This is a genomic window from Roseicyclus sediminis, from assembly GCF_025515305.1.
GTDB lineage: Bacteria > Pseudomonadota > Alphaproteobacteria > Rhodobacterales > Rhodobacteraceae > Roseibacterium > Roseibacterium sediminis.
The window spans coordinates 50,429-72,807 of record NZ_JAOPHT010000013.1 but is presented as its reverse complement, the minus strand read 5'-3'; the positions used below and the strand labels follow the sequence as shown (position 1 = coordinate 72,807).

Below are 22,379 nucleotides of genomic sequence, written 5' to 3'. Positions count from 1 at the left end.
GGGGGGCACGGGTTCGGTCACCGTCCGGCCATGCCGTATCGCCTCGACACCGCCGGCCCGGACGAGACGTCCGCGATCGCCGATCTCCATACCGAGAGCTGGCGGCAGACCTATCGCGGCATGTTGCCCGAGGCGCTCTTCGGCGCGCCGGTCGAAGCCGCGATGGCAAAGAAGTGGTCGGGGCCCGTGGCCGGCCGCGAGGTGCTGGTCCTCCGCGACGGCGCCACGCTTGCCGGTTTCGCGGCGTTCTTCCCCGAGCACCCGGACGGGGTCTTCGTCGACAATCTGCACGTGCGTCCGGACCTGAAGGGCCAAGGGATCGGCGGGGCGCTCCTGCGCGGGGTCGCCGAGCGCGCCCGTGGCCGGCCGATCTGGCTGGAGGTGCTTGTGGCCAACGATGCCACGCGCGCGGTCTACCGCGCCTGGGGCGGGCGGGAGGGGCCGCACTTCGATACCAGCGTCCTGGGCGCGCCCGTCCTTTCGCTGATCGTGCGCTGGACCGGGTCCGAGGCCTTGCTCGGCCGCCTGCGCGAAAGGGCGCCGTCATGAGCCGCGATGCCAATGCCGCGCGGGCGATCGCGTTCATCCTTGGCGCCATGGTCTTCATTTCGGCCAACGACATGCTGATCAAGCTCCTGTCCGGGGGCTATCCGCTGCATCAGATCGTGTTCTTCCGCTCTGTCATCGCCATCTGCGCGGGGCTCGTCCTGCTGCGGATGGAGGGGGGCTGGCGGCTGCTGAAGACCGACAGGCCGGGGCTCCACGTTCTGCGCGCAAGCTGCATCGTCGTCGCGAACATGCTGTTCTTCCTGTCGCTCTCGGTGATACCGCTCGCGGCCGCGACGGCGCTGTTCTTCGTGGCGCCGCTCTTCATCACGCTGCTGGCGATCCCGGTTCTCGGTGAACCGGTGGGCCGCCACCGGATTGCCGCCGTGGGCGTGGGGCTCCTCGGGGTCGTGGTCATGGCAGCGCCGGGGCTCGAACTGGGCGGGGCGCCGCGCTGGGCGCTGGCGCTGCCGGTTCTGGCGGCGGCTTGCTATGCCGGGATGCAGGTGCTGACGCGCAAGCTCGGCGTCGGATCGGCGGCCTCGGCGATGGCCATCTACATCCAGGGCGCCTTCATCTTGGTCAGCCTCGGCTTTTTCGTCGTGGCGGGCGACGGGCGCTTCGCCGCCGGCGCCGGGCCGGGCCCGCTGGAGTTCCTGTTGCGGGCCTGGGTCTGGCCGGCGCCGGGGGACGCCTGGGTCTTCGGCATTCTTGGCCTGCTGTCGGCGGGGATCGGCTATTGCCTCAGCCAGGCCTACCGGCTGGGCACCGCCGCGGTCGTCGCCTCCTATGAATACGCGGCCCTTCCGCTCGCGATCTTCTGGGGATGGCTGATCTTCGGCGAGGTGCCGGGGCCCTCGGTCTGGGGCGGAACGGTCCTGATCGCGGGGGCGGGCCTTTATGTCTTCGCACGGGAGCGGGTGCGCGACCGCGCGCTCGCCTCGGCACGCCCGGTGCGGCGGAGCTGACGGAACCCGGGCGAAAAAGGGCGTGCGTGGGGTGCAAGTGCGCTTGACGATACCGGGCGGGCGCAATACACCACGCGGCACGCCGGGGAGACCCGGGGCTATGGGTGAGCGGTTGTAGCTCAGTTGGTTAGAGTACCGGCCTGTCACGCCGGGGGTCGCGGGTTCGAGCCCCGTCAACCGCGCCACCACCCCCAGCCCCATTCACCCAAGGCACCGCGCGGTTGTAGCTCAGTTGGTTAGAGTACCGGCCTGTCACGCCGGGGGTCGCGGGTTCGAGCCCCGTCAACCGCGCCACTTCTCCCGATTTTCCTGATCCTTCAGGCGCGTTGCGTGTCCGCGCCCGGAATGTGGTTTCGCCGAGACCTGCGTGAACCGATTTCGTCGCGAGGCTTCGTTTCCGCGGCGTCGCGGGCTAGCCTTCCTGCCATGGCGGCACGTTTCCCGGTTCTCCTTGTCCTGGCGGTCCTTGCCGGCGCTCCCGTGGCGGCGCAGTCGCCCGTCGTCCTTGACCCGGCGCGCGTGATCGCTCTGGCCGAGACGCCGTGGCGGGACCGGGCGGAGTTCGTCGAGGCGCTCGGCAAGGCGCTCGGCGGCATCGTGTCCGAGATGCCGCGCCTGCCCGAAAGCCTGCGCGCGGCCGATCCGTTCCTGTGGTCCGTGACCGGCACCTTCGGCGCGGACTTGCCGGGGTCCCCGACGCCGGGGGGGATCGTGGCCTGTTCGCGCTATGGCCTCGCGACGCGCGATCTTCTGGCAGCGCGGAGCCTGTCCGACCCCGAGGCCTTCGCGCTGTTCGGGGCGACGCAGGCGGCCGCCGACGACGCCGAACGCTGGCCCGAGGCCGGTATCGCGCGGCTCGCCTGCATGATCACCTGGGACGATACCCGCCGTGTCGCGATCATCCCGGAAGGCCGGGCGCGGACCGCCCTGGTTGCGCGCTTTGGCGAGGTCGTGCGACTGGGCGATGCCGAGGTGCTGGGCGAAGGCTGGCGGGACCAGCCGCCGCGGTACGGGACGGAGGGGTATCTCCTGGTCGGGCGAGAGGGCCCGGCCGATACCGTGGTCGAGGTCGAGAGTGCCCGGATCGAGCTCCGGGTCGCGCATCAGCAGATCCGTTTCCGCGCTTTCCTGCTCAACGGAGGCATGTGACCTTCGTCGAAAGACTTTTTATTGCGGCCGAACGATCAACAAATCACTTCCGTTAAGTTTTGTGGTTGGTTTGCGGTAAAATTGTGCCCGTGTCAGGGCACACAACACTCACAAGATTTTTGACGCGGGAAGTGTGCGTAAACTGGGCACAACTCTTGCGGTATTGGTTGTCGCGCTGTCGCCGGGCGCTGCCGGCAAGGCGGACGCCACGGTCATCGACTTCAGCTCCATCGCGCCGGGAACGGATATTACTGGTGTCGATCTCGGCGGCGTGACGATCAAGACGACCCTGGGAGATTCCGTGGTGGTTCAGGCCCTCAGTCCTTCCGGAGGCACCAACACCATCGAATCCGCTCCGTTTCAGGGCTCGCCTAACCGTGCCGACTTCGGATCGGCCGTGGGAATGGTGTCGGTCGCCATGGGCGATTTCGGCGCGGATGCGGACAACACGTTCCTGCGGGCGCGCCCTGCCATGCATGGCCGGCGCGAGACAAGGGTGGCGGACGCGGTGTCGCGGGACGCTTGAAGGGGGACAATGCCCGCGATAGGTCAGGGGCGGCAGCGAAGGGGAAGGACGATGGCCGGACAGCGCAGCATCTTCGAAGAGGTGTCGGACCGTCAGAAACCCGCCGCCACGCCTGGCGGCGTCAGCGCGGGACGCGGGCGCGGGCGGGGCTTTCTTCGGTTCTGGCTCAAGTCGCTCTTCGTGCTCGTGGTCGTCATGATCGCGGTCGGAGGCCTCACGAGGCTGACCGACTCGGGCCTGTCGATCACCGAATGGGCGCCGCTTTCCGGTGCGATCCCGCCGCTTTCGGTCGAGGATTGGGAGGCTGAATTCGCGGCCTACCGTGAAATCCCCGAATACCAGTTGCAGAACCGGGGCATGAGCCTCGAGGAATTCAAGGTCATCTACTGGTGGGAATGGGGCCATCGGCAGCTCGGGCGGTTCATCGGGCTGGTCTGGGCGGCCGGGTTCCTCGGCCTTCTGGCGTTCCGCGCCATGCCGCCCGGCTGGACGCAGCGCACGCTGCTTCTCGGCGCGCTCGGTGGCACGCAAGGGGCGATCGGCTGGTGGATGGTCTCCTCCGGCCTCGACGAGGGGATGCTCGACGTCGCCTCCTACCGCCTTGCCACCCATCTCGGCATCGCCTTCCTGATCCTCTCGCTCATCGCGTGGTACGTCCTGCGCCTCGGCCGCGAGGAGGCGGAGCTGATGTCGGCCCGCCGCGAGGGCGACCGCAGGCTCAAGGGCATGGCCTCGGGCGTGCTGCACCTCGCCTTCCTGCAGATCCTGATCGGCGCGCTGGTGGCGGGGATCGACGCGGGCCGCAACTATCCCGACTGGCCGCTGATGGCGGGCGGCTTCACCCCGCCCGCGATGTGGGCGCTGGACCCTTGGTGGCGGAACCTCTTCGAGAATGACGGGACGGTGCAGTTCATCCACCGGATCGTGGGATACATCCTGTTCGCGGTCGCCTTCGCCGCCTGGCTTGCCGGACGGAAGTCCGCGCGCACGGCGACGCGGGGGGCGTTCCACGCCATGATGATGATGATGGTCCTGCAAGTCGCCCTCGGCATCGTCACCGTCCTTTATTCCGCGCCCTGGTACTTCGCCATCGCGCACCAGTTCGGGGCGGTCGTCCTGATCGTCCTCATCCTTCGCGCGCGGTTCCTGTCGATGTACCCCGTGCGCCAATCCGTAAGGGCCTGACCATGAGCGCGCTGTCCGACCTTCTCGCCTTCCAGCGCCAGACCGAGGCGCTTTCCCAGGTCATGGGCCGTCTCGGCTGGGACCAGGAGACGATGATGCCGCCGGGTGCCGCCGAACAGCGGGGCGAGGAGATGGCGGCGCTGGAGTCCGTTCTTCACGCGCGGCGGTCGGACCCCCGGGTCGGCGAGCTTCTGGCGCTGGCCGAAGCCGGGACGGAGGCCGAGAAATCGCAGCTCCGCCTCATCGCCCATGCCCATGCGCGGGCCACGAAGGTGCCCGCCGACCTCGCCGCCGAGCTGGCCCGCGTGACCTCGGTCGCGCAGGGGATCTGGGCGCGGGCGCGGGCGGCCGACGACCTGGCCGCCTTCCTGCCGACGCTGGAAACCGTGGTGCGGCTCAAGCGGATCGAGGCCGAGGCGCTGGCCGATGGCGGCGACCTCTACGACGCGCTGATCGACGATTATGAACCGGGGATGAAGGCCGCCGAGCTTGCGGCGCTCTTCGGGCGGATGCGGCCGCGGCTGGTTGCCTTGCGCGCGCGGATCATGGAGGCGGGGCCGACACCCGAGCATGTCGCGGGGCATTTCCCGAAGCAGGTGCAGCTCGCGCTCTCCCGCGAGATCGCCATGGCCTTCGGTTACGACATGGAGCACGGGCGCATCGACCTTGCCGTGCACCCGTTCTCCTCGGGCTCGGGCGCGGACGTGCGGATCACGACGCGGGTGGACGAGGAGGAACCCCTCGGCTGCCTCTATTCCACGATCCACGAAGTGGGCCACGCCGCCTACGAGCAGAACATCGCGGAGGACTACCGCCTCAGCGTGCTGGGGCAGGGCGTGTCGATGGGCGTCCACGAAAGCCAGAGCCGCATCTACGAGAACCAGCTCGCGCGCTCGGCGGCCTTCACCTCATGGCTCTACGGGCGGATGCGCGACCTCTTCGGCGATATCGGTGTCGCGAGCCCGGAGGCCTTTCACGCCGCCGTCAACCGCGTCGCCTCGGGCTACATCCGCACCGAGGCCGACGAGGTGCATTACAACCTCCACATCATGCTGCGCTTCGATCTGGAACGCGCGCTGATCGGGGGCGACCTGGCCGTGGCCGACCTCGAAGGCGCCTGGAACGAGCGCTTCCTGTCGGATTTCGGCGTGGCCGTCGACCGGCCGCGCAACGGGATGCTGCAGGACGTCCACTGGTCCTGCGGTCTGTTCGGCTATTTCCCGACCTACAGCCTCGGCAACGTCTACGCGGGCGTCCTGCACGAGGCACTCAGGGGCGACCTGCCGGACCTCGACGCGGCGCTCGCCAAGGGCGATCCCTCACCCGCGACCGCTTGGCTCCGCGAACGTCTTCAGCGGCACGGCGGGCTCCGGACACCGCGCGCGACGATCGAGCACGCCGCGGGGCGGAAGGTCACCGAGGCGCCGCTTCTCGACTATCTCGACGCGAAGTTCGGGGCGATCTACGGGGTTTGAGGCGCGCGCAGGGCGCAAACGCTTCGCGATGCAAGTGACGTCAAGGCGCGCATGCGTCGGTGCAGGGGAAGTGCGTTTTGGGCCATCCCTAGACATTGAATCACGCCTGCGTACACATTGACCCATGTCGATGATCCAGGACCTTGAGAAAATAGAGAGAACGGTCCTGCCCATCGACCCCAGCTTCCGCGCAATCGAACGCGAGGAAACGGATCGTCACATCAACGAAGCCCGGCAGAACGCACTCGCGAACGACAAGGACGAGTTCCTTCTTTCGCTGATGCGACTTCTGGCACTACCGGGGAACGGACATACGCGCCTGATCCCGAACAATGCCATCCTGGTCCTGCCTCTCAGGTTCGTGACAATCGGTACCGCTGTACGACTGCTCGGTGCCCCGGCCGGTTTCGCCGGGGCGATCGGTAGCGAATTGATATCCATTAATGGCGTTCCCGTGAGCGAGATCGAAGTCGCCGCGGAAAAATTCCTGGCGGGAACAAGACAACGAAAACGCGTCGTCGGGCCTATCCTCTTCAGTTGGCCGGGCGCATTGGCCCGCTTGGGCGCGTTTTCCGGCAGCGGCACGATCGAATACCTGATGCGCGACGACACAGGACGGATCAGCGAGCTTGTTCCGGATATGGCAAACAGGGTTCCCGGATCTGCGCTCTACCCGCGAAACGAGCATGGAAGAGCCGACGCATCCTGGTCTCCCAAGACCTTTCTGGAGATAAGGGATTTCGGCCAGTGCGGCCTGCTACTTGTCCTCCCGAGCTTCTTCGATCCCGGTGAGACGGAACTCTCGAATGCGGTTGCCGAGGCGGCAGGCCGCGCAAGATCGCGCCCCTGCACGCCCCTTGTTATTGATGTTCGAGGCAATACGGGCGGCAACTTTCTCCGGACCCTGCCATTGATTGACGCGATCCTGGAAGGTGCGGAAGATCGCCGGGTTGGCGTGCTTGTCGATAAATTCACCTTCTCTGCCGCGATCGTCTTCGTCGCCATCCTGAAGCACCGTCTTGGAGAGCGGCTTGAACTCATCGGGGAAGAGATGGGGGACGGTCTGACATTCTTTGCGGAAGGGGGAACGATCGACCTGTCGACCGGCGGCGCGGTCGTCCGATACTCATCGGCCTTTCATGATTGGGCGCAAGGTCGCATCGACGAGACCACTCCGAGCGAGATCGCGGAAGAGATCGTCCCGGTCGGGACACTGGAGTTGGACCGTACCTGGATCGCGAATTCGGAGGATGTTGAATCGCGGGATCTGTTCTGCCGGGAGGTTCTCGAAAGCCTGAATTCTTGAGCGAACGTCCGCTCCGTCCCGCAAACCGGACTCTGCGTCTCAGTCTGCCGACGACAGCCTCACCCCTCCTGCGACCACTCCGGCTTGCGTTTGTCGAGGAAGGCCGCGATCCCCTCCGCGGTGTCGCGGTTGAGCATGTTCTCGACCATCACGGCCCCGGTCATCTCGTAGGCCCTGTCGAGCGGCAGCTGGAGCTGTTCGTAGAACGCACGCTTGCCGATCCGCACCGCCGAGCCAAGCTTGCCCGCGATCTTTTCGGCCAGCGCTGCGGTCTCGTCGGCCAGCGCCTCGCGCGGGACGACGCGGTTGACGAGGCCGAGCTCGCGGGCGCGGGGGGCATCGACGAATTCACCTGTCGTCAGCATCTCGAAGACCTGCTTGCGCGGTGCGTTCCGCGACAGCGCGACCATGGGCGTCGAGCAGAACAGGCCGATGTTCACCCCGTTCACGCCAAAGCGCGTGTCCTCGGCCGCCACCGCGAGATCGCAGGAGGCGACGAGCTGGCACCCGGCGGCGGCCGCCACGCCATGCACCTCGGCGATGACCGGCTGGGGCAGGCGCTGGATCAGCTGCATCATCGCCGCGCAGCGGTCGAAGAGATCGCGCAAGGCCGATGCGCCGCCGTCGTTCGCCTGCCGCTTGGCGGTCATTTCCTTGAGGTCGTGGCCGGCGCAGAACGCCTTACCTTCGCCCCTGAGCACGATCACCCGCTGGCTGTCGGCCCCCTGCAGCTCGCGGAAGGCGCGTGTCAGTTCGGCCAGCATCGCGTCGGACAAGGCGTTCAGGTTGCCCGGCGAGTTCATCGTCAGCCAGCTGACCGCGCCGCGGTCCTCGCGCAAGAGAATATCGTCGGCCACCCCTGTCTCTCCCTTGTCAGTCTTGCCTCCGGGCGGCACGTTAGCGGCAAAACAGGCAAGGGGGAACAGGGCAAGGCAATGGGCATCTTGATGGACGAGGCCGCGTTGACGCGGTTCCTGCAAACCGACTTTCCGCAGACGGCGGACGATTTCGTGATCGAGCGCGTGGGCGAGTTGTCGATTTCGGTCCGCATGCCGGTGGCCGAGCGACACCTGAGGCCCGGCGGCACCGTCTCGGGGCCATCTATGTTCGCGCTCGCCGATGTCTCGGTCTACCTCGCCATCCTCGCCATGATCGGCCCGAAGGCGCTGGCGGTCACCACGAACTGCTCCATCGACTTCATGCGCAAGCCCGAGGCGGGCCGCGACCTGCTGTGCGAGTGCCGCCTGCTGAAGCTCGGGCGGGTGCTCGCCGTGGGCGAGTGTCTGCTGTTCTCGGAAGGAACGGATGCGCCCGTGGCGCGTGCCTCGCTCACTTATTCGATCCCGCCCGAGCGCTAGGGCCTGCGACAGGACGCAGCGCTGCAATCGGGCGCCGGGCGGCGTAGATGATTGACGAGCGCAACTTGGGCGGGATGGAACCGATGGCCGAGACCACGTCAGCCGGGACGGATACGGGCAACCGGCTCGAGCATCTGCCCGTCACCTTCTTCGCGATCCTGATGGGGCTTTTCGGGCTCACGCTCGCGCTGCATTCCGCGGCGGGCAGCTATCCCTCTGCCGGGCCGCTCTCGCTGGGCATGCTCTGGATCGGGCTCGCGGCCTTCGTGCTGATCGCGGCGCTCTACATCCTCAAGGCGATACGCCACCCCGGCGCCGTGGCGGCCGAATGGCACCACCCGGTGAAGCTCGCCTTCTTCCCGACGATCTCGATCTCGCTGTTGCTGATGGCCACGGCGCTTGCCGGGCCCTATCCCGCCATCGCCGAGCCGATCTGGATCGCGGGAATGGCGGGGCAGGGGGTGCTGACCATCGCCGTCATCACCGGCTGGATCAGCCACCGCTCTTTCCAGGTGGGGCACCTGACGCCCGCGTGGTTCATCCCGGCGGTGGGCAACGTCATCGTGCCCGTGGCGGGCGTGGGCCTGGGGTGGGTCGAGACCTCGTGGCTGTTCTTCTCGGCCGGCATGATCTTCTGGGTCGTGCTGCTCACGCTGGTGTTCAACCGGCTGATCTTCCACGACCCGATCCCCGGCCGGCTGTTCCCGACCATGGTCATCCTGATCGCGCCACCCGCGGTCGCCTTCGTGGCCTATGTCCGGCTGACGGGCGGGGTCGACCCGGCGGCGAAGATGCTGGTCAACATGGCCTATGTCTTCGCGGCGCTGGTGCTGGTTCAGGTGCCGAAACTCAGGACGCTGCCCTTCGCGCTGTCGTGGTGGGCGCTGAGCTTTCCTCTGGCGGCGCTGTCGATCGCGTCCTTCACCTACGGACGCGCGATCGGCAGCGCGCTGCACGAGGGCATCGGGCTTGCCGTGCTGCTCGCGCTTGTCGTCGTGGTGGTGGGCCTCGCGTTCCGGACCCTCCTCGGCGCGGTGCGGGGCGAGATCTGCCGGCCCGATTGAGGCGCCGGAACCGCCTGCGTCTCCGGCCCGTTTTCCGCTGGGAAGCCGGCCTCTAGCCCAGATGCCGCGCGATGTAGGGCGGCAGCGCGAAGGCGCCGAGATGCACCTCGGGGGTGTAGTAGTCCGTCACGATCCCGGACGCCTCGAAACGGTCGCGCAGCGTCCCGATATCCACCTTCCGCGCATCGCCATCGGTGCCCCAGCCGAAGGCCATCGGCCCGCCCGAATAGGTCGGCACCGTCGCGAGATAGCAGGTCGGATCGGCGAAGAGCGCGCGGAAGGCCCGCATCGTGCCGGCCAGTTCCTCGCCCTGCAGGAAGGGCACGCCGTTCTGCGTGACGAGGATGCCGCCTTCGGCCAGCCGCGCCTTCGCGTGTCCGTAGAAGCTGTCGGTGAACAGGACCTCGCCCGGACCCACCGGGTCGGTCGAATCCACGATGATGACGTCGTACTCGTCCCGGTTCTGGCGCATGAAATCGGCCCCGTCCGCGATGACGAGGTCGAGGCGCGGGTCGTCGAAGGCGCCCGCCGATATGCCCGGCAGGTATTGGCGGCAGAAGTCGACCACGGCGCCGTCGATCTCGACCATCGTGACCTGTTCGACGGCTTCGTGTTTCAGGGCCTCGCGGGCCATGCCACCATCGCCGCCGCCAACGATCAGGACGCGACGCACGGCGCCGTGCGCCAGGATTGGCACATGGGTCAGCATCTCGTGGTAGATGAAGTTGTCGGCCTCGGTCACCTGCACCACGCCGTCGAGCGTCATGACCCTGCCGAAGGTCGGGTTCTCGAACACGCGGATGCGCTGGTGATCCGTCGCGCTGTCGTAGTGCTCCACCGCCATGCGAAGGGCCTGCGCGTGATCCGCGTGCAGGCGTTCGACACTCCATCCATCCATCGCGTCCGCTCCTTTTCCGTGGTCTGGTTCAGGCCGCGTCTATGAGGGCCTGGCCGATTGTGCTTGGGTCTTGCGCGGGGCATTCTCGCCCGCTCCGGCTGAAAGGGACCCCATGACGATCCCCCTCGTACTTCTTGCGCTCGCCATGGGCGCGATCATCTCCATCTACCTGCCGATGGTCACCCAGACTGCGCGCATCCTGGGTTCGGGACCCATGGCCAACGTTCCGTTCTTCGCCGTCGCGCTCGTCTCCTCGCTCGCCATCGCGCTTGCCACGGGCGCCCGGACCGCGGAGTTCCAGCGGATCGCGGGGCTGCCGCCGCTGCTGCTCACCGCCGGCGTCATGAGCGCGGGGCTCATCATCGGTTCGTCGTTCCTGATCCCGCGCATCGGCGTCGGCGCCTTCTTCGTGCTGCTCGTGTCGGGGCAGGTGCTTGCCGGGATGATCTTCGGCCATTTCGGCCTGTTGGGCGTGCCGGCGACGGACCTCAGCCTCGGCAAGCTGGCCGGGGCGGCGATGGTGATCTGCGGCGTCTGGCTGGTCACGTTCCGCTGAGGCGCGTGACCAGCCTTGCGGCTCAGGCCGCGACGCTTTCGGCGACCAGCCCCTCGCCTCGGCGCAGTTCCTTCACGTGGACCGTCTCGGTGACGAAGGCCCGTTTCAGGACATCGACCGCGCGCCAGGGGTCGGCATCCCCGCACATGAAGACGTCGAACGCGCCATAGCCGATCTCGGGCCAGGTGTGGACCGAGATGTGGCTTTCGGCCAGCACCGCCACGCCCGAGACGCCCTGCGGGCTGAACTTGTGCGTGTGGATGTGCAGAAGCGTGGCACCGCATTCGGTCACGCAATCCCGGAAGGCCTGTGCGATGCGGTCCTCGTCGTCGAGGCCGGTGCCGTTCTCCACCTCGATGATCAGGTGCGTGCCCGCGAAGACGGTTCCATCGCGTCGGATGAAATGATCGTCCCGGGTCTCGTCGAATAGGTCACGTGCAGCCGAAGGGCTGCGGGTGTCTTCCGCATGGGCGCCTGTCTCCAGACCAGTCCCCAGTTGGAAGAGGTCGGCGCGGGTCATGGCGCTCCCCCTTCTTACCAGCAGATTGATGTGGTGGGTCCTTAGCGCCCCCCCGGAAGCTCCGAGGTTGGGATCGGTCCCGGTTTCGTGGGCGGCGACCTAAGGGTGCACCCGAGTCGGATCAAGGAAAAATCCGGGATTTCGCAAATTTATTTTTCGCTGCGACCGTGACGCGGGGCCGATTGATCCAGGTCAAGGGCATATATTGACGATGTTCACTATATCGCGCGTGACCGCAATCGAGTGAAAGGGATGCAGCCGACATGAAAGAGGATTTCCGTACCGATCGCCGCGCGTTCCTGGCGCTGGCCGCGGCGGGTGGGGCGGCCGTGGCGCTGCCCGGCCAGACCGCGCGCGCCCAGGCCGTGTCCACCTCGGCGCGCATCGTCATCATCGGGGCGGGTGCCGCAGGCACCGCGCTTGCCAACCGGCTGGTGCGGCGACTCGAGGGGGCCCAGATCACCCTGATCGACCCGCGGGCCGAGCATCTCTACCAGCCCGGCCTGTCGCTCGTCGCCGCCGGGCTGAAACCGCCGGGCTACGTCGTCAGCCAGACCACCGACTGGCTGCCGCGCGGCGTGACGCTGATCCCCGACCGGGTCGCGGCGGTCGATCCCGAGATCAGGACCGTCGACACCGAAGGCGGCGAGAGCCTGTCCTACGACTACCTCGTGCTGGCGCCGGGCCTCGTTCTCGACCACGACGCGATAGAGGGCTTCTCGCTCGACATGGTGGGCCGCGACGGGATCGGCGCGCTCTATGCCGGGCCGGACTACGCCGCGCGGACGTGGGAGGCGGCGAGCCGCTTCGTCGAGGAGGGGGGCAGGGGCCTGTTCACCCGGCCCGCGACCGAGATGAAATGCGCGGGCGCGCCGCTCAAGCACACCTTCCTGATCGATGACCGCCTGCGTCGCGCCGGCAACCGAGGCGCGGCCGAGATCGTCTATGCCGCACCGCAGGGCGCGCTTTTCGGTGTGCCGATCGTGGCCGAGAAGGTGCGGATGCTGTTCGGCGACCGGGGGATCGAGACGCGGATGAACCACACGCTGCAAGCCATTGATCCGGGACGGAAGATCGCGACCTTCACCGATGCCGACGGCTTCGCGCGGGAGGAGGAGTACGACTATCTCCACGTCATTCCGCCACAGCGCGCGCCGCAGTTCATGTTCGACAGCGGGCTGGCCTGGGCCGACCGCTGGACCGACCAGGGCTGGGCCGAGGTCGATCCCGCGACGCTGCGCCATGCGCGCTATCCCGAGATCTGGGCCGTCGGTGACGTGGCCGGCGTGCCGAAGGGCAAGACGGCGGCGAGCGTCAAGTGGCAGGTGCCGGTGGTCGAGGATCACCTCGTCGCCACCATCCAGGGCGGGGAGGGGACCGAAACCTACAACGGCTACACGTCCTGTCCGCTCATCACCCGGATCGGACGCGCGATGCTGATCGAGTTCGACTACCAGAACAACCTGACGCCCTCCTTCCCCGGCATCATCGCGCCGCTCGAGGAACTCTGGATCAGCTGGCTGATGAAGGAGATCGCGCTCAAGGCCACCTACAACGCCATGCTGCGCGGCGACGCGTGAGGAGGAGACGGAGATGAAGGACCTTACCTTTCAGACAATGATCGCGGTCTTCGAGGAGATCTTCGGACGCGGCCTCTTCTGGGCCATGGTGGCGGCGGCTTTCCTCGTCACGGCCGCCTACCTCTATGTCCTCGTCCGCGACCGGACGATGGGGATGCGGCAATTCCTGATCGCGCAACTCTTCATGCCGGTGGGCGCGGTGCTGGCTGTCTGGTTCGTCATGGCGATGACGGATTCGCACCTGGCCGATATCGGCGGGCCGGTGGATGTGATCGTGCTTCTGGGCATTGCGGCGGTGGGGGCCGTTGGTGGCGCGATCCTCGTCTACACGGCCGAACGGCTGCTGTTCCGGCGCAAGATCGAGGGCTGATCCGCCGTGATTGCGGCCATCCGTGGCGCCGTGCGAGCACCGCGCGGCGCCGTTTCACCTCCGGATGGTGGAAAAACCATGGGGTAAAATAATACCCTATCTTCAAACATTTGAAATGAAACAGGTTTCTGGAAATCGTGCCGCTTGACGCGGCGCGCGGAATGCTTAGAACACCGCCATCCACCCAAGGGGCGCGTCCGGCCCGTCCGCGCGCCCCTTCGTCATTCCGGCCGGTTCCCCCGGCCCCCGAAAGGAAGACCAGATGAAAACCTTCTCTGCCACTCCGGCGGACATCGAGAAGGAATGGATCCTGATCGACGCGGAAGGCGTCGTTCTGGGCCGTCTCGCCTCGATCATCGCCATGCGGCTGCGCGGCAAGCACAAGCCGACGTTCACCCCCTCCATGGACATGGGCGACAACGTCATCGTCATCAACGCCGACAAGGTGCAGGTGACGGGCAACAAGCGCAACAAGCCGAACTACTGGCACACCGGGTATCCGGGCGGGATCAAGTCGCGCACCACCGGCCAGATCCTGGAAGGCGCGCACCCCGAGCGCGTCGTGATGCAGGCCGTCAAGCGGATGCTTCCGGGCAACCGCCTGTCGCGTCAGCAGATGACCAACCTGCGTGTCTACGCAGGTGCCGAGCATCCGCACGAGGCGCAGAAGCCGACCGTGCTCGACGTCCGTTCGATGAACCCCAAGAACACGCGGGAAGGGTAACCCATGGCCGAGACTCTCACTTCGCTCGACGAGCTCAAGGGCGCCGTGGACGGGACCGATGCGCCCGCGACCGCCGTTTTCGACGACACCCCGCGCACCCCGGTGCGCGACGCGCTGGGCCGCTCCTACGCCACCGGCAAGCGGAAGGACGCGGTCGCCCGCGTCTGGATCAAACCGGGCTCCGGCAAGGTCACCGTGAACGGCAAGGAAATGGCTGCCTATTTCGCCCGTCCCGTGCTGCAGATGATCCTGCGTCAGCCGTTCTCCGTGGCCGGCGTCGAGGACCAGTTCGACGTGATGGCGACCGTCAAGGGCGGCGGCCTCTCGGGCCAGGCCGGTGCGGTCAAGCACGGCATCTCCAAGGCGCTGCAACTCTACGAGCCGTCGCTCCGCGGCGCGCTCAAGGCGGCAGGCTTCCTGACGCGCGACAGCCGCGTGGTGGAACGCAAGAAGTTCGGCCGCCGCAAGGCGCGTCGTAGCTTCCAGTTCTCGAAGCGCTGATCGCGATCAGTATCCCGGAAAGGGCCGCCTTCGGGCGGCCCTTTTCCTTTGTGCGCAAAGGTTTGCCGACCATGCTCACATCCGCGTGAGCGCCGCTTCATTGCGCGCCGGACGTTTCCCATATCGCGCCGCGCGGAGGTGCGGGCCTCTGTCCCGGCCTCCCGACTAAATCGTTGCGATGATAGAGGGAGACCCGATCATGACCCGTTTGATCCTGTCCTGTTTCGTTGCCGCAGCGCTGCCTTTCGCGGCTTCGGCCGGCAATCTGCCGATCGAGTGGACCACCTCGTCGGAGAAACCGGCCGACATTGCCCTGGCGCCGGCCAAGAAGGATCCGCTTCCGACACCGGTTTCGGCAGGCGCGCTTTCACCGAAGACACCGGTGAAGCCGACGGAAGCGAGGAATTCGATCTGACATTTCATTCGGCGTGACCGAGGAAAAAAGGCGGTTCCCGAAGGAACCGCCAGTTATCCCGTGAAGAGGTAAGGCTTGAACGGGAATTTCGATCGTCATGGCCGATAAAAGCGCCGGTCGGCGCGAGGAATTGGGGCGCAAGCCTCGCGGACCTTCGTATTGTCCGGCAGCTTGCTTGGTGAACGGCCCGAAACAGAGGGGGCCGGACATTCTCGCGGTTGTCCTGGATTAGGCGCAGGGTCGGCGTCGCGGTGCAGACCTCCGGTTCGTGTGCCCGATCAGATCGGGATCGCGGCACCTATCGTCATGAGGTTGCACAAGGAATGGGACCGCTCTCGCCACTGGTGCGGAAATTGGCCTCGGTGCAAGGCGCGATCCCCATGTCCTCGAGCCGTTCGCGCCACATCGTGTCGAGACGGCCCATTTCGTGGTCGGTGGCAGTCGACAGGGTAAAGTGGCGCCGGAACTCGGCGAAGGTCAGGTTTTGTTGCCGAATAAGCCAATTCGCCGAAAGGATACGGTCCATCATTATCTCCTTGTAATTGTGGGCCGTAACGCGGATTTCAGGTGGCGCGATATATCGTTGCCACCCTGATGACGGCACCCTAGGGTCATTCCAATGCCTGTGGCGACTTAGCGTTGCTTAACCTACTTAAGGAACGGTCGCTTGCATCTGGATCTCAAGCAAGTCGAGGCGCTGGCCGCCGTTTTGCGAACCGGCAGCTTCGAGGCCGCGGCGCAGCACCTGAATCTTACCGCGTCGGCGCTGTCGCAACGTGTGCGCCTGCTGGAAGAGCGTGTCGGCGCCGTTCTGGTCGTTCGCGCCGCGCCTTGCAGGCCGACGCGCCAGGGGCGGCGGATCTGGCAATACGCGCAGGACGTCGCCTGGCGGGAGCATGATCTGCTGACAGGCCTTGCGCTCGATGTCGGGCCCAATCGGTTGACGGTGGCGATCGCGGTTTCGCCCGACACGATGGCGACATGGTTCATGGAGGCGCTGCGCGGTCTGCCGAACTACCTGTTCGTTCTCGAGGTGGACAATGCCGAGCAGGGCAGCCGTCTTCTGGCCAGTGGCGATGTCCTCGCGGCGGTCACCTGGGGCCAGAAGGTGGTGCAGGGCTGCGACGGCATCCCGCTCGGCGCGCTTCAGTACATGCCGGTCTGCAGCCCCGCCTTTCACGCGGAATGGTTCTCGGACGGATTGACGCCCGAGGTGTTCTCGCGGGCTCCGAGCCTCGCCTACAACCTTCACGACCGTCTGCAGGTCCGTTTCGCGACCGAAACCTCGGGCTCGGACATCATTCCGCCGTCGCACCTCGTGGCCGATGCGCGCGCGCTGGCCGATGCGGCCGAGGCTGGTCTGGGGTGGGTGATGCTGCCGCATCTTATGGCCCGGCCGCTCGTCGATGATGGGCGGCTGGTGCTCATGTCGGAGATCAACCACTACTATTCGGACCTGACCTGGCAGGTCTCGCGGGCGACCAAGGGCATCCTGCAACCGCTGACCCGCGCCGTCCGCGAAACGGGCGCCCGCTTGCTGATCCAGGCCTGACCGCCTGACCCCAAGGGGCCAGGAGGGTGTTGCGACGCTCGACGGCGCGGCCCGCCGCTCGGAAAAAAGCCGCGCGACCGATGTCAGGCGAAGAAGGCCTCCCCCAACGGAGCCTCTTGCGGCGGCGCGGCAATGGTTGCAATCTTCGCCCTCGCGGGCGCCTGTTCGGCCCGGGGTCGGTGTCCCGCTAGGGCCGGGGGAAGCGCATGAACGGACTGACGCGCGCGCTCAGAAGCGAAGGCGGCAAGGGCCTGATCATGGTCTCGCCGCCGCTGGTCTATGCGCTTCTGCTGCTCGCCGCGCCGCTGGCCACGATCGTCCTCTTCTCCTTCTGGACGCAGAACTTCCTGACGATCGACCGGACCTTCACGCTGGCCAACTACGCCGAGGCGCTTTCGGATCCGCTCTATCGCGAACTGATGCTGCGGTCCCTTCGCATCTCGGCGCTGGTGACGCTCGTCACCGTGGTTCTCGCCTTCCCGGTTGCCTATTTCATCTCGTTTCACGTCGCGCCGGAAAAGAAATCGCTCTGGCTCTTCCTCATCACCATCCCGTTCTGGACGAGCTACCTGATCCGCGTCTTCCTCTGGCGCGTGATCCTCGCCTATGACGGGCCGGTGAACGGATCGCTGATCGGGCTCGGCCTGATCGACGAGCCGCTTTCGTTCATCCTCTACAACGCCAATGCCGTCGTCATCACGCTTGCGCATGCCTTCGCGCCCTTCGCGATCCTGCCGATCTTCGTGAGCCTCGAGAAGATCGACCGGAGCCTTCTGGAGGCCGCGCGCGACCTCGGCGAGAGCAAGACGATGACCTTCCTGCGCGTGACCCTGCCGCTGGCCATGCCCGGCGTGCTGGCCGCAATACTCATCGTGTCGATCCCGACAGTGGGCGACTACGTCACCCCGAGGCTTGTCGGCGGGTCAGGCGGCACGATGATCGCGAACATGATCTATGCGCAGATCTTCGACCTCAACGACCGGCCGATGGGTGCGACGCTCGCCGTGCTGGCCATGGCCATCGTTGCCCTGACGCTGATCTGGGGGATCGCGCGCCTGCGGTTCTGGCTGTGGCTTGCGGAGGCGCGGGGCCTCTGGGTCGCGGTCGGCGCGGCGTTGGCCGAGATCGTAGCGCTGCGCCTGTTCTTCCTGAATGGGCCCGCGATCCTCGGCGCGCCGGCCACGGTCCTGTCGTTGCTGGCGCTCGCCACGCTGGGCTCGGTGCTGATCTTCTGGCGCGTGCCGAAGGGGAGGGCGGGCATATGAAGGCGCGGCCGCTGTCGATCTTCGCGATCCTCTATCTCTTCGTCCTTTACGCGCCGATCCTTCTTCTGCCGATCTTCGCGTTCAATGACGGCACCGTCATCGCCTTTCCGCTGCAGGGCTTCACGACCGAGTGGTTCGGCCTCCTGCTGGAGACGCCTGCGCTTCACGAGGCGACGCGCAACTCCCTCGTCATCGCGGTGTCGGTCGCGGTGCTCGCGACCTGCCTCGGCCTCTTCGCGGCCCGCGCGGCCACGCGGTATCGCTTTCCGGCAAAGGGCGGCATTCTCGGCTTCATCATGCTGCCGCTCGTGCTGCCCGAGGTCATCGTCGCGATCTCGCTGCTTGTGGTGCTGATGCAGCTCGGCCTCGACAGCGGGCTCTGGTCGATCGTGCTCGGCCACACACTTCTGTGCATGCCGTTTTCCATCGCCATCCTGCAAGGCAGCTTCTCGAACATGGACCAGAGCCTCGAGGAGGCCGCGATCGACCTCGGCGAGACGCCGTGGTCGACCTTCCGCCTCGTGACGCTCCCGCTCGTCAGTCCGGGCATCATCGCGTCGCTTCTGATCTGCTTCACGATCTCGCTCGACGAGTTCATCATCGCCTTCTTCCTGTCGGGCAACGCGCCGACCCTACCGGTCTATCTCTGGGGGCAACTGCGCTTCCCGGCACGCCTGCCCATGATCATGGCGCTCGGCACGATCCTCGTGGTCCTGTCCGTCGTCCTTCTCGTCATCGCCGAAACCTTCCGCCGCCGGGGCCTGCGCCGCGCGGGCGTGAAGGATGCTGGAGGCTTCCTGTGAAAGACACCTCGCCGCCGCCCGCGATCATCACGCTCGACCATGTCGAGAAGTACTATGGCGAGTACCACGCGCTGCGCGGCATCACCGCCGAGATCCGGCAGGGAGAGTTCTTCTCGCTGCTAGGTCCCTCGGGCTGTGGCAAGACCACGCTGCTGCGCGCCATCGCGGGGTTCGAGGACATCTCCTCGGGGACGATCCGCCTCGATGGGCGCGACATGGAGGGGGTCGCGCCGAACAAGCGGCCGACGAACCTCGTGTTTCAGTCCTACGCGATCTTCCCGCACCTGACGGTGGCGCAGAACGTGGGCTTCGGCCTGAGAAAGTCCGGCAAATCCCCCGAGGAGAAGCGTCGCGCGGTCGGCGAGGCGCTGGAGATGGTGGGCCTTGGGCAGTTCGGCGCGCGCGCCGCCCATGCGCTCTCGGGCGGGCAGCGGCAGCGCGTGGCGCTCGCCCGCGCGCTGATCCTCAAGCCGCGCGTGCTCCTGCTCGACGAGCCGCTCTCGGCGCTCGACAAGAAGATGCGCGAGGTCATGCAGGTGGAGCTGATCAAGCTCCAGCGCGAGGTCGGCATCACCTTCATCCTCGTCACCCACGACCAGGAAGAAGCGCTCGTCATGTCGGACCGGATCGCGGTGATGTTCGAGGGCTCCATCGCGCAGCTCGACGATCCCGAGACACTCTACCGCCGCCCGAAATCCCGCCGCGTGGCCGAGTTCATCGGGATGATGAACTTCCTGCCTGCGGAGGTCACGGGCGAGGCTGGCGGCCATGTCAGCGTCGATGTCGCGGGACTCGGGCGGGCCGAGCTCGACCTCGCGCAATGCCCCTCGGGCGCGCAGAGCGGCAAGGGAGAGGTCGGCGTCCGCCCCGAAAGCCTGACCGTCCTCTACGAGGGTCAGCATGCCGAAGGCGGGCGGGAGGCCGAGGGCACGGTGAAGGAAGTCGTCTACTACGGCGACATGACCTATTACGACGTGTTGCTCGACGGGGCGCCGGCGCCGGTGCGGGTGTCGATGCGCAACATGCCGGGGCGCCGCGTGCTCGACATCGAGACGCGCGCACGGCTCGCCTGGGACCCGCGCGCGATGACGCTGTTTTGCTGAAATAGCCGGGGCGCTCAGCCCCGGTGGATCCAGCCGCCGCCGAGGACGCGCGTCCCCTCGGTCGCGTAGAAGACGCAGGCCTGCCCAGGGCTGACGCCATCTTCCGCCACGAACAGCTCCACCTCCGCCTCGGTCGGCGAAATCGGGCGGATCACCGCCTCGCGCGGGGGGCGGGTGGAGCGGATGCGCACCGAGACGTCCCAGGTTTCGCGGCTGTCGAAGGGCGCGTCGCCCAGCCAGTTGATCTCGCGCACGGGCACGCGGCGCGTCGAGAGCGCCTCTTTCGGGCCGACCACGACGCGGCGGGTGTCGGGGTCGAGCTTCACCACATAGAGCGGGTCGGCAAGACCACCGATCCCGAGGCCGCGACGCTGGCCGATCGTGTAGTGGATGACGCCCCGGTGCTCGCCGAGGATATTTCCATCCATGTCCACGATCTCGCCGGGATCCGCCGCGCCGGGGCGCAGCTTCTCGATCACGGCGGCATAATCCCCGTTCGGCACGAAGCAGATGTCCTGGCTGTCGGGCTTGTCGGCCACGGGCAGCCCGTATTTCGCGGCAAGCGCGCGGGTTTCTGCCTTGGACGCAAGGCCGCCCAGCGGGAAACGCAGGAAATCGAGTTGCTCCTGCGTCGTGGAGAAGAGGAAATAGGACTGGTCGCGCGCGGCATCCGCGGCGCGGTGCAGCTCCGCCCCGTTCGGCCCTGTCATCCGCCGGATGTAGTGCCCGGTCGCCATGCAGTCGGCATCGAGGTCCTTCGCGGTTTCCAGAAGGTCCCTGAACTTCACCCGCTCGTTGCAGCGGATGCAGGGCACGGGCGTGGCGCCCGCGAGGTAGCTGTCGGCGAACTCGTCGATCACCGCCTCGCGGAAGGTATTCTCGTAGTCGAGCACGTAGTGGGGAAAGCCCATCTCTTCTGCCACGCGGCGCGCGTCGTGGATGTCGCGGCCCGCACAGCACGCGCCTTTCTTGGCCAGCGCTGCGCCGTGATCGTAGAGCTGCAGCGTCACGCCCACGACGTCATAGCCTTCCTCGGCCAGCTGCGCGGCAACGACCGAGGAATCCACGCCGCCCGACATGGCCACGACCACGCGGGTTTCCGCGGGCGGACGGGCGAAGCCGAGCGAGTTCAGCGTGTCGGGCCGGTCGAGCGCCATGGCGCGGGTTCCTCGGGTTCGTGCGGGAGAGGGAGAGTGTTTCCCGGCGAATATAGGAAAAAGGCCCCTATCCACAAGGCCGCCGCTTACCTTGAATTAAGCCCTGTCGGGCAGGACGGGGGCGCCCGGGCCGACGCTTCGGGCGCGGGAAAGGCGCGAGGCGGAAGATGTACATCCGACGGATCAAGGGGCCGCATTCCGTGACATTGCCGGATGGCACGGTCATGACGCGCGCCGATCTGCCGCCGGCCTGCACCCGCCGCTGGGTCGCCAGCCGAAAGGCCGCCGTGGTGATGGCCGTCGACCACGGCCTCGTCACGGTGGCGGAGGCTTGCGAGACCTGGTCGCTGTCGGAGGAAGAACTGGAGGCGTGGCGCAAGGCCACCGCGCACCACGGGGTCGCGGCGCTCAGGGCAACCGCGCTGCAGCGATACCGCGATTCGAACAAGCGCTGAACACCGCGTTTCCGCCAAGGTTCTTGACCGGCGCCGACAGGTCCTCGCATCGTCTCCATATCTTCGCCCGTTTTGGGTAACCAGTGGTTAACCATTTCGCGGCAGGTTGGGGGACACCATCGCGAGAATCGGAGACGTATGATGCGCGTTCTTCTTGTCGAAGACGATCCCACCACGTCCAGAAGCATCGAAATGATGCTGAAGCACGCCAATCTGAACGTCTACTCCACCGATCTAGGGGAAGAGGGCGTCGATCTCGCCAAGCTGTATGACTACGACATCATCCTGCTGGATCTGAACCTGCCCGACATGACCGGCCACGAGGTCCTGCGCCAGCTGCGGACCGCGCGCGTCACTACGCCGATCCTGATTCTCTCGGGCCTCGACGATCCCGAGAACAAGCTGAAGGGATTCGGCTTCGGCGCCGACGACTACCTGACAAAGCCCTTCCACCGGGAGGAACTGGTCGCCCGCATCCACGCCATCATCCGCCGCAGCCAGGGCCATGCGCAGTCGGTGATCCAGACGGGGCTGATCGCGGTGAACCTCGACGCCAAGACCGTCGAGGCGGAGGGGCGGCCGGTTCACCTGACGGGCAAGGAATACCAGATGCTGGAGCTTCTGAGCCTGCGCAAGGGGACGACGCTTACCAAGGAGATGTTCCTCAACCACCTCTACGGCGGCATGGACGAACCCGAACTGAAGATCATCGACGTCTTCATCTGCAAGCTCAGGAAGAAATTGTCGGAGGCTACCGGCGGCGACAATTACATCGAGACCGTCTGGGGCCGCGGCTATGTCCTGCGCGACCCCGTGGCCGCGACCTCCGACATGGCCGCGAGCGCCTGAGGCCCGCGCTCCGGACCCTCTGGCGACTGGACCTGCCGACCTCCGCCCCCTATC

At 66.7% G+C, this 22,379-nt stretch carries 25 protein-coding genes, 2 tRNA genes and 1 pseudogene; 23 read left to right on the top strand and 5 right to left on the bottom strand.

Annotated elements, in window-relative coordinates:
• Positions 1-30: 30 nt before the first annotated feature.
• The 9 genes from N8I71_RS15555 to N8I71_RS15515 all read left to right on the top strand — a co-directional run bounded on the left by N8I71_RS15555 (position 31) and on the right by N8I71_RS15515 (position 7,155).
• Positions 31-549 carry a GNAT family N-acetyltransferase gene (locus N8I71_RS15555; RefSeq protein WP_262878927.1) on the top strand — a complete coding sequence of 173 codons (519 nt, stop codon included), beginning with the start codon at positions 31-33 and terminating at the stop codon, positions 547-549.
• Positions 546-1,514, top strand: coding sequence for a DMT family transporter (locus N8I71_RS15550; protein ID WP_262878926.1), 969 nt, complete (start codon positions 546-548; stop codon positions 1,512-1,514). Before N8I71_RS15555 ends, N8I71_RS15550 begins: the two co-directional genes overlap by 4 nt.
• A 108-nt stretch (positions 1,515-1,622) precedes the next feature.
• Positions 1,623-1,699, top strand: a tRNA-Asp gene (locus N8I71_RS15545).
• Positions 1,700-1,731: 32 nt separating this feature from the next.
• A tRNA-Asp gene (locus N8I71_RS15540) sits at positions 1,732-1,808 on the top strand.
• Between the two features lie 132 nt (positions 1,809-1,940).
• A complete protein-coding gene (locus N8I71_RS15535; protein WP_262878925.1) occupies positions 1,941-2,663 on the top strand; it encodes a hypothetical protein in 723 nt (240 codons plus the stop codon).
• A 133-nt stretch (positions 2,664-2,796) separates the two neighbouring features.
• Positions 2,797-3,189, top strand: a complete 393-nt coding sequence (locus N8I71_RS15530) for a hypothetical protein (RefSeq protein ID WP_262878924.1) — start codon at positions 2,797-2,799, stop codon at positions 3,187-3,189.
• A 51-nt stretch (positions 3,190-3,240) separates the two neighbouring features.
• Positions 3,241-4,374, top strand: coding sequence for a heme A synthase (gene ctaA / locus N8I71_RS15525; RefSeq protein ID WP_262878923.1), 1,134 nt, complete (start codon positions 3,241-3,243; stop codon positions 4,372-4,374).
• A 2-nt stretch (positions 4,375-4,376) separates the two neighbouring features.
• A complete protein-coding gene (locus N8I71_RS15520) occupies positions 4,377-5,849 on the top strand; it encodes a carboxypeptidase M32 (RefSeq protein ID WP_262878922.1) in 1,473 nt (490 codons plus the stop codon).
• 130 nt (positions 5,850-5,979) lie between these two features.
• Positions 5,980-7,155 (top strand): S41 family peptidase, encoded by a 1,176-nt coding sequence (locus tag N8I71_RS15515; protein ID WP_262878921.1) that lies wholly within the window; start codon positions 5,980-5,982, stop codon positions 7,153-7,155.
• Positions 7,156-7,214: 59 nt separating this feature from the next.
• Here the strand turns inward: N8I71_RS15515 and N8I71_RS15510 are convergent, their stop codons facing one another.
• Positions 7,215-8,012 carry an enoyl-CoA hydratase gene (locus N8I71_RS15510; RefSeq protein ID WP_262878920.1) on the bottom strand — a complete coding sequence of 266 codons (798 nt, stop codon included), beginning with the start codon at positions 8,010-8,012 and terminating at the stop codon, positions 7,215-7,217.
• Positions 8,013-8,090: 78 nt separating this feature from the next.
• Here N8I71_RS15510 and N8I71_RS15505 point away from each other — a divergent pair, with 78 nt between their 5' ends.
• Together N8I71_RS15505 and N8I71_RS15500 are read left to right on the top strand one after the other, a co-directional pair.
• Positions 8,091-8,513, top strand: a complete 423-nt coding sequence (locus N8I71_RS15505) for a PaaI family thioesterase (protein WP_262878919.1) — start codon at positions 8,091-8,093, stop codon at positions 8,511-8,513.
• Positions 8,514-8,596: 83 nt separating this feature from the next.
• Positions 8,597-9,577 carry an SLAC1 anion channel family protein gene (locus N8I71_RS15500; RefSeq protein ID WP_262878918.1) on the top strand — a complete coding sequence of 327 codons (981 nt, stop codon included), beginning with the start codon at positions 8,597-8,599 and terminating at the stop codon, positions 9,575-9,577.
• A gap of 52 nt (positions 9,578-9,629) precedes the next feature.
• On the opposite strand, the gene speE is transcribed toward N8I71_RS15500, so the two are convergent.
• On the bottom strand, positions 9,630-10,475 hold the full coding sequence (gene speE / locus N8I71_RS15495; protein WP_262878917.1) for a polyamine aminopropyltransferase: 846 nt from the start codon (positions 10,473-10,475) through the stop codon (positions 9,630-9,632).
• A 112-nt stretch (positions 10,476-10,587) separates the two neighbouring features.
• Between speE and N8I71_RS15490 the strand changes: the two genes are divergently transcribed.
• Complete coding sequence (locus tag N8I71_RS15490) at positions 10,588-11,031, top strand: DMT family transporter (RefSeq protein ID WP_262878916.1); 444 nt, start codon at positions 10,588-10,590, stop codon at positions 11,029-11,031.
• A gap of 22 nt (positions 11,032-11,053) precedes the next feature.
• Here N8I71_RS15490 and speD read toward each other — a convergent pair whose 3' ends face one another.
• On the bottom strand, positions 11,054-11,551 hold the full coding sequence (gene speD / locus N8I71_RS15485) for an adenosylmethionine decarboxylase (RefSeq protein ID WP_262878915.1): 498 nt from the start codon (positions 11,549-11,551) through the stop codon (positions 11,054-11,056).
• Positions 11,552-11,814: 263 nt separating this feature from the next.
• Here speD and N8I71_RS15480 point away from each other — a divergent pair, with 263 nt between their 5' ends.
• The 5 genes from N8I71_RS15480 (at position 11,815) to N8I71_RS15460 (ending at position 15,141) form a co-directional block, all read left to right on the top strand.
• Positions 11,815-13,131 carry an NAD(P)/FAD-dependent oxidoreductase gene (locus N8I71_RS15480; RefSeq protein WP_262878914.1) on the top strand — a complete coding sequence of 439 codons (1,317 nt, stop codon included), beginning with the start codon at positions 11,815-11,817 and terminating at the stop codon, positions 13,129-13,131.
• Between the two features lie 13 nt (positions 13,132-13,144).
• Positions 13,145-13,501, top strand: a complete 357-nt coding sequence (locus tag N8I71_RS15475; RefSeq protein WP_262878913.1) for a DUF5368 domain-containing protein — start codon at positions 13,145-13,147, stop codon at positions 13,499-13,501.
• 262 nt (positions 13,502-13,763) lie between these two features.
• Positions 13,764-14,225: a 50S ribosomal protein L13 gene (gene rplM / locus N8I71_RS15470; protein WP_262878912.1), complete on the top strand. Its 462-nt coding sequence runs from the start codon at positions 13,764-13,766 to the stop codon at positions 14,223-14,225.
• A gap of 3 nt (positions 14,226-14,228) precedes the next feature.
• Positions 14,229-14,726, top strand: coding sequence for a 30S ribosomal protein S9 (gene rpsI / locus N8I71_RS15465; RefSeq protein ID WP_262878911.1), 498 nt, complete (start codon positions 14,229-14,231; stop codon positions 14,724-14,726).
• Positions 14,727-14,925: 199 nt separating this feature from the next.
• On the top strand, positions 14,926-15,141 hold the full coding sequence (locus N8I71_RS15460) for a hypothetical protein (protein WP_262878910.1): 216 nt from the start codon (positions 14,926-14,928) through the stop codon (positions 15,139-15,141).
• 304 nt (positions 15,142-15,445) lie between these two features.
• Here the strand turns inward: N8I71_RS15460 and N8I71_RS15455 are convergent, their stop codons facing one another.
• Entirely contained in the window at positions 15,446-15,667 is a 222-nt protein-coding gene (locus N8I71_RS15455) for a hypothetical protein (protein WP_262878909.1), read from the bottom strand.
• Between the two features lie 141 nt (positions 15,668-15,808).
• Here N8I71_RS15455 and N8I71_RS15450 point away from each other — a divergent pair, with 141 nt between their 5' ends.
• From N8I71_RS15450 to N8I71_RS15435, 4 genes and pseudogenes are all read left to right on the top strand, one after another.
• Positions 15,809-16,693 (top strand): ArgP/LysG family DNA-binding transcriptional regulator, encoded by an 885-nt coding sequence (locus N8I71_RS15450; RefSeq protein WP_262878908.1) that lies wholly within the window; start codon positions 15,809-15,811, stop codon positions 16,691-16,693.
• Positions 16,694-16,899: 206 nt separating this feature from the next.
• Positions 16,900-17,757: pseudogene (locus N8I71_RS15445) on the top strand (ABC transporter permease); the annotation flags it as partial.
• Positions 17,758-17,954: 197 nt separating this feature from the next.
• Positions 17,955-18,761: an ABC transporter permease gene (locus N8I71_RS15440; protein WP_262878907.1), complete on the top strand. Its 807-nt coding sequence runs from the start codon at positions 17,955-17,957 to the stop codon at positions 18,759-18,761.
• Complete coding sequence (locus tag N8I71_RS15435; protein WP_262878906.1) at positions 18,758-19,864, top strand: ABC transporter ATP-binding protein; 1,107 nt, start codon at positions 18,758-18,760, stop codon at positions 19,862-19,864. Before N8I71_RS15440 ends, N8I71_RS15435 begins: the two co-directional genes overlap by 4 nt.
• Before the next feature lie 14 nt (positions 19,865-19,878).
• On the opposite strand, the gene mnmA is transcribed toward N8I71_RS15435, so the two are convergent.
• The gene (mnmA, locus tag N8I71_RS15430) at positions 19,879-21,021 is read right to left on the bottom strand and encodes a tRNA 2-thiouridine(34) synthase MnmA (RefSeq protein ID WP_262878905.1); all 1,143 of its coding nucleotides are present in this window, start codon (positions 21,019-21,021) and stop codon (positions 19,879-19,881) included.
• 167 nt (positions 21,022-21,188) lie between these two features.
• Between mnmA and sciP the strand changes: the two genes are divergently transcribed.
• Positions 21,189-21,476 carry a CtrA inhibitor SciP gene (gene sciP, locus N8I71_RS15425; protein ID WP_262878904.1) on the top strand — a complete coding sequence of 96 codons (288 nt, stop codon included), beginning with the start codon at positions 21,189-21,191 and terminating at the stop codon, positions 21,474-21,476.
• 141 nt (positions 21,477-21,617) lie between these two features.
• Complete coding sequence (gene ctrA / locus N8I71_RS15420; RefSeq protein ID WP_262878903.1) at positions 21,618-22,325, top strand: response regulator transcription factor CtrA; 708 nt, start codon at positions 21,618-21,620, stop codon at positions 22,323-22,325.
• Positions 22,326-22,379 lie beyond the last annotated feature (54 nt).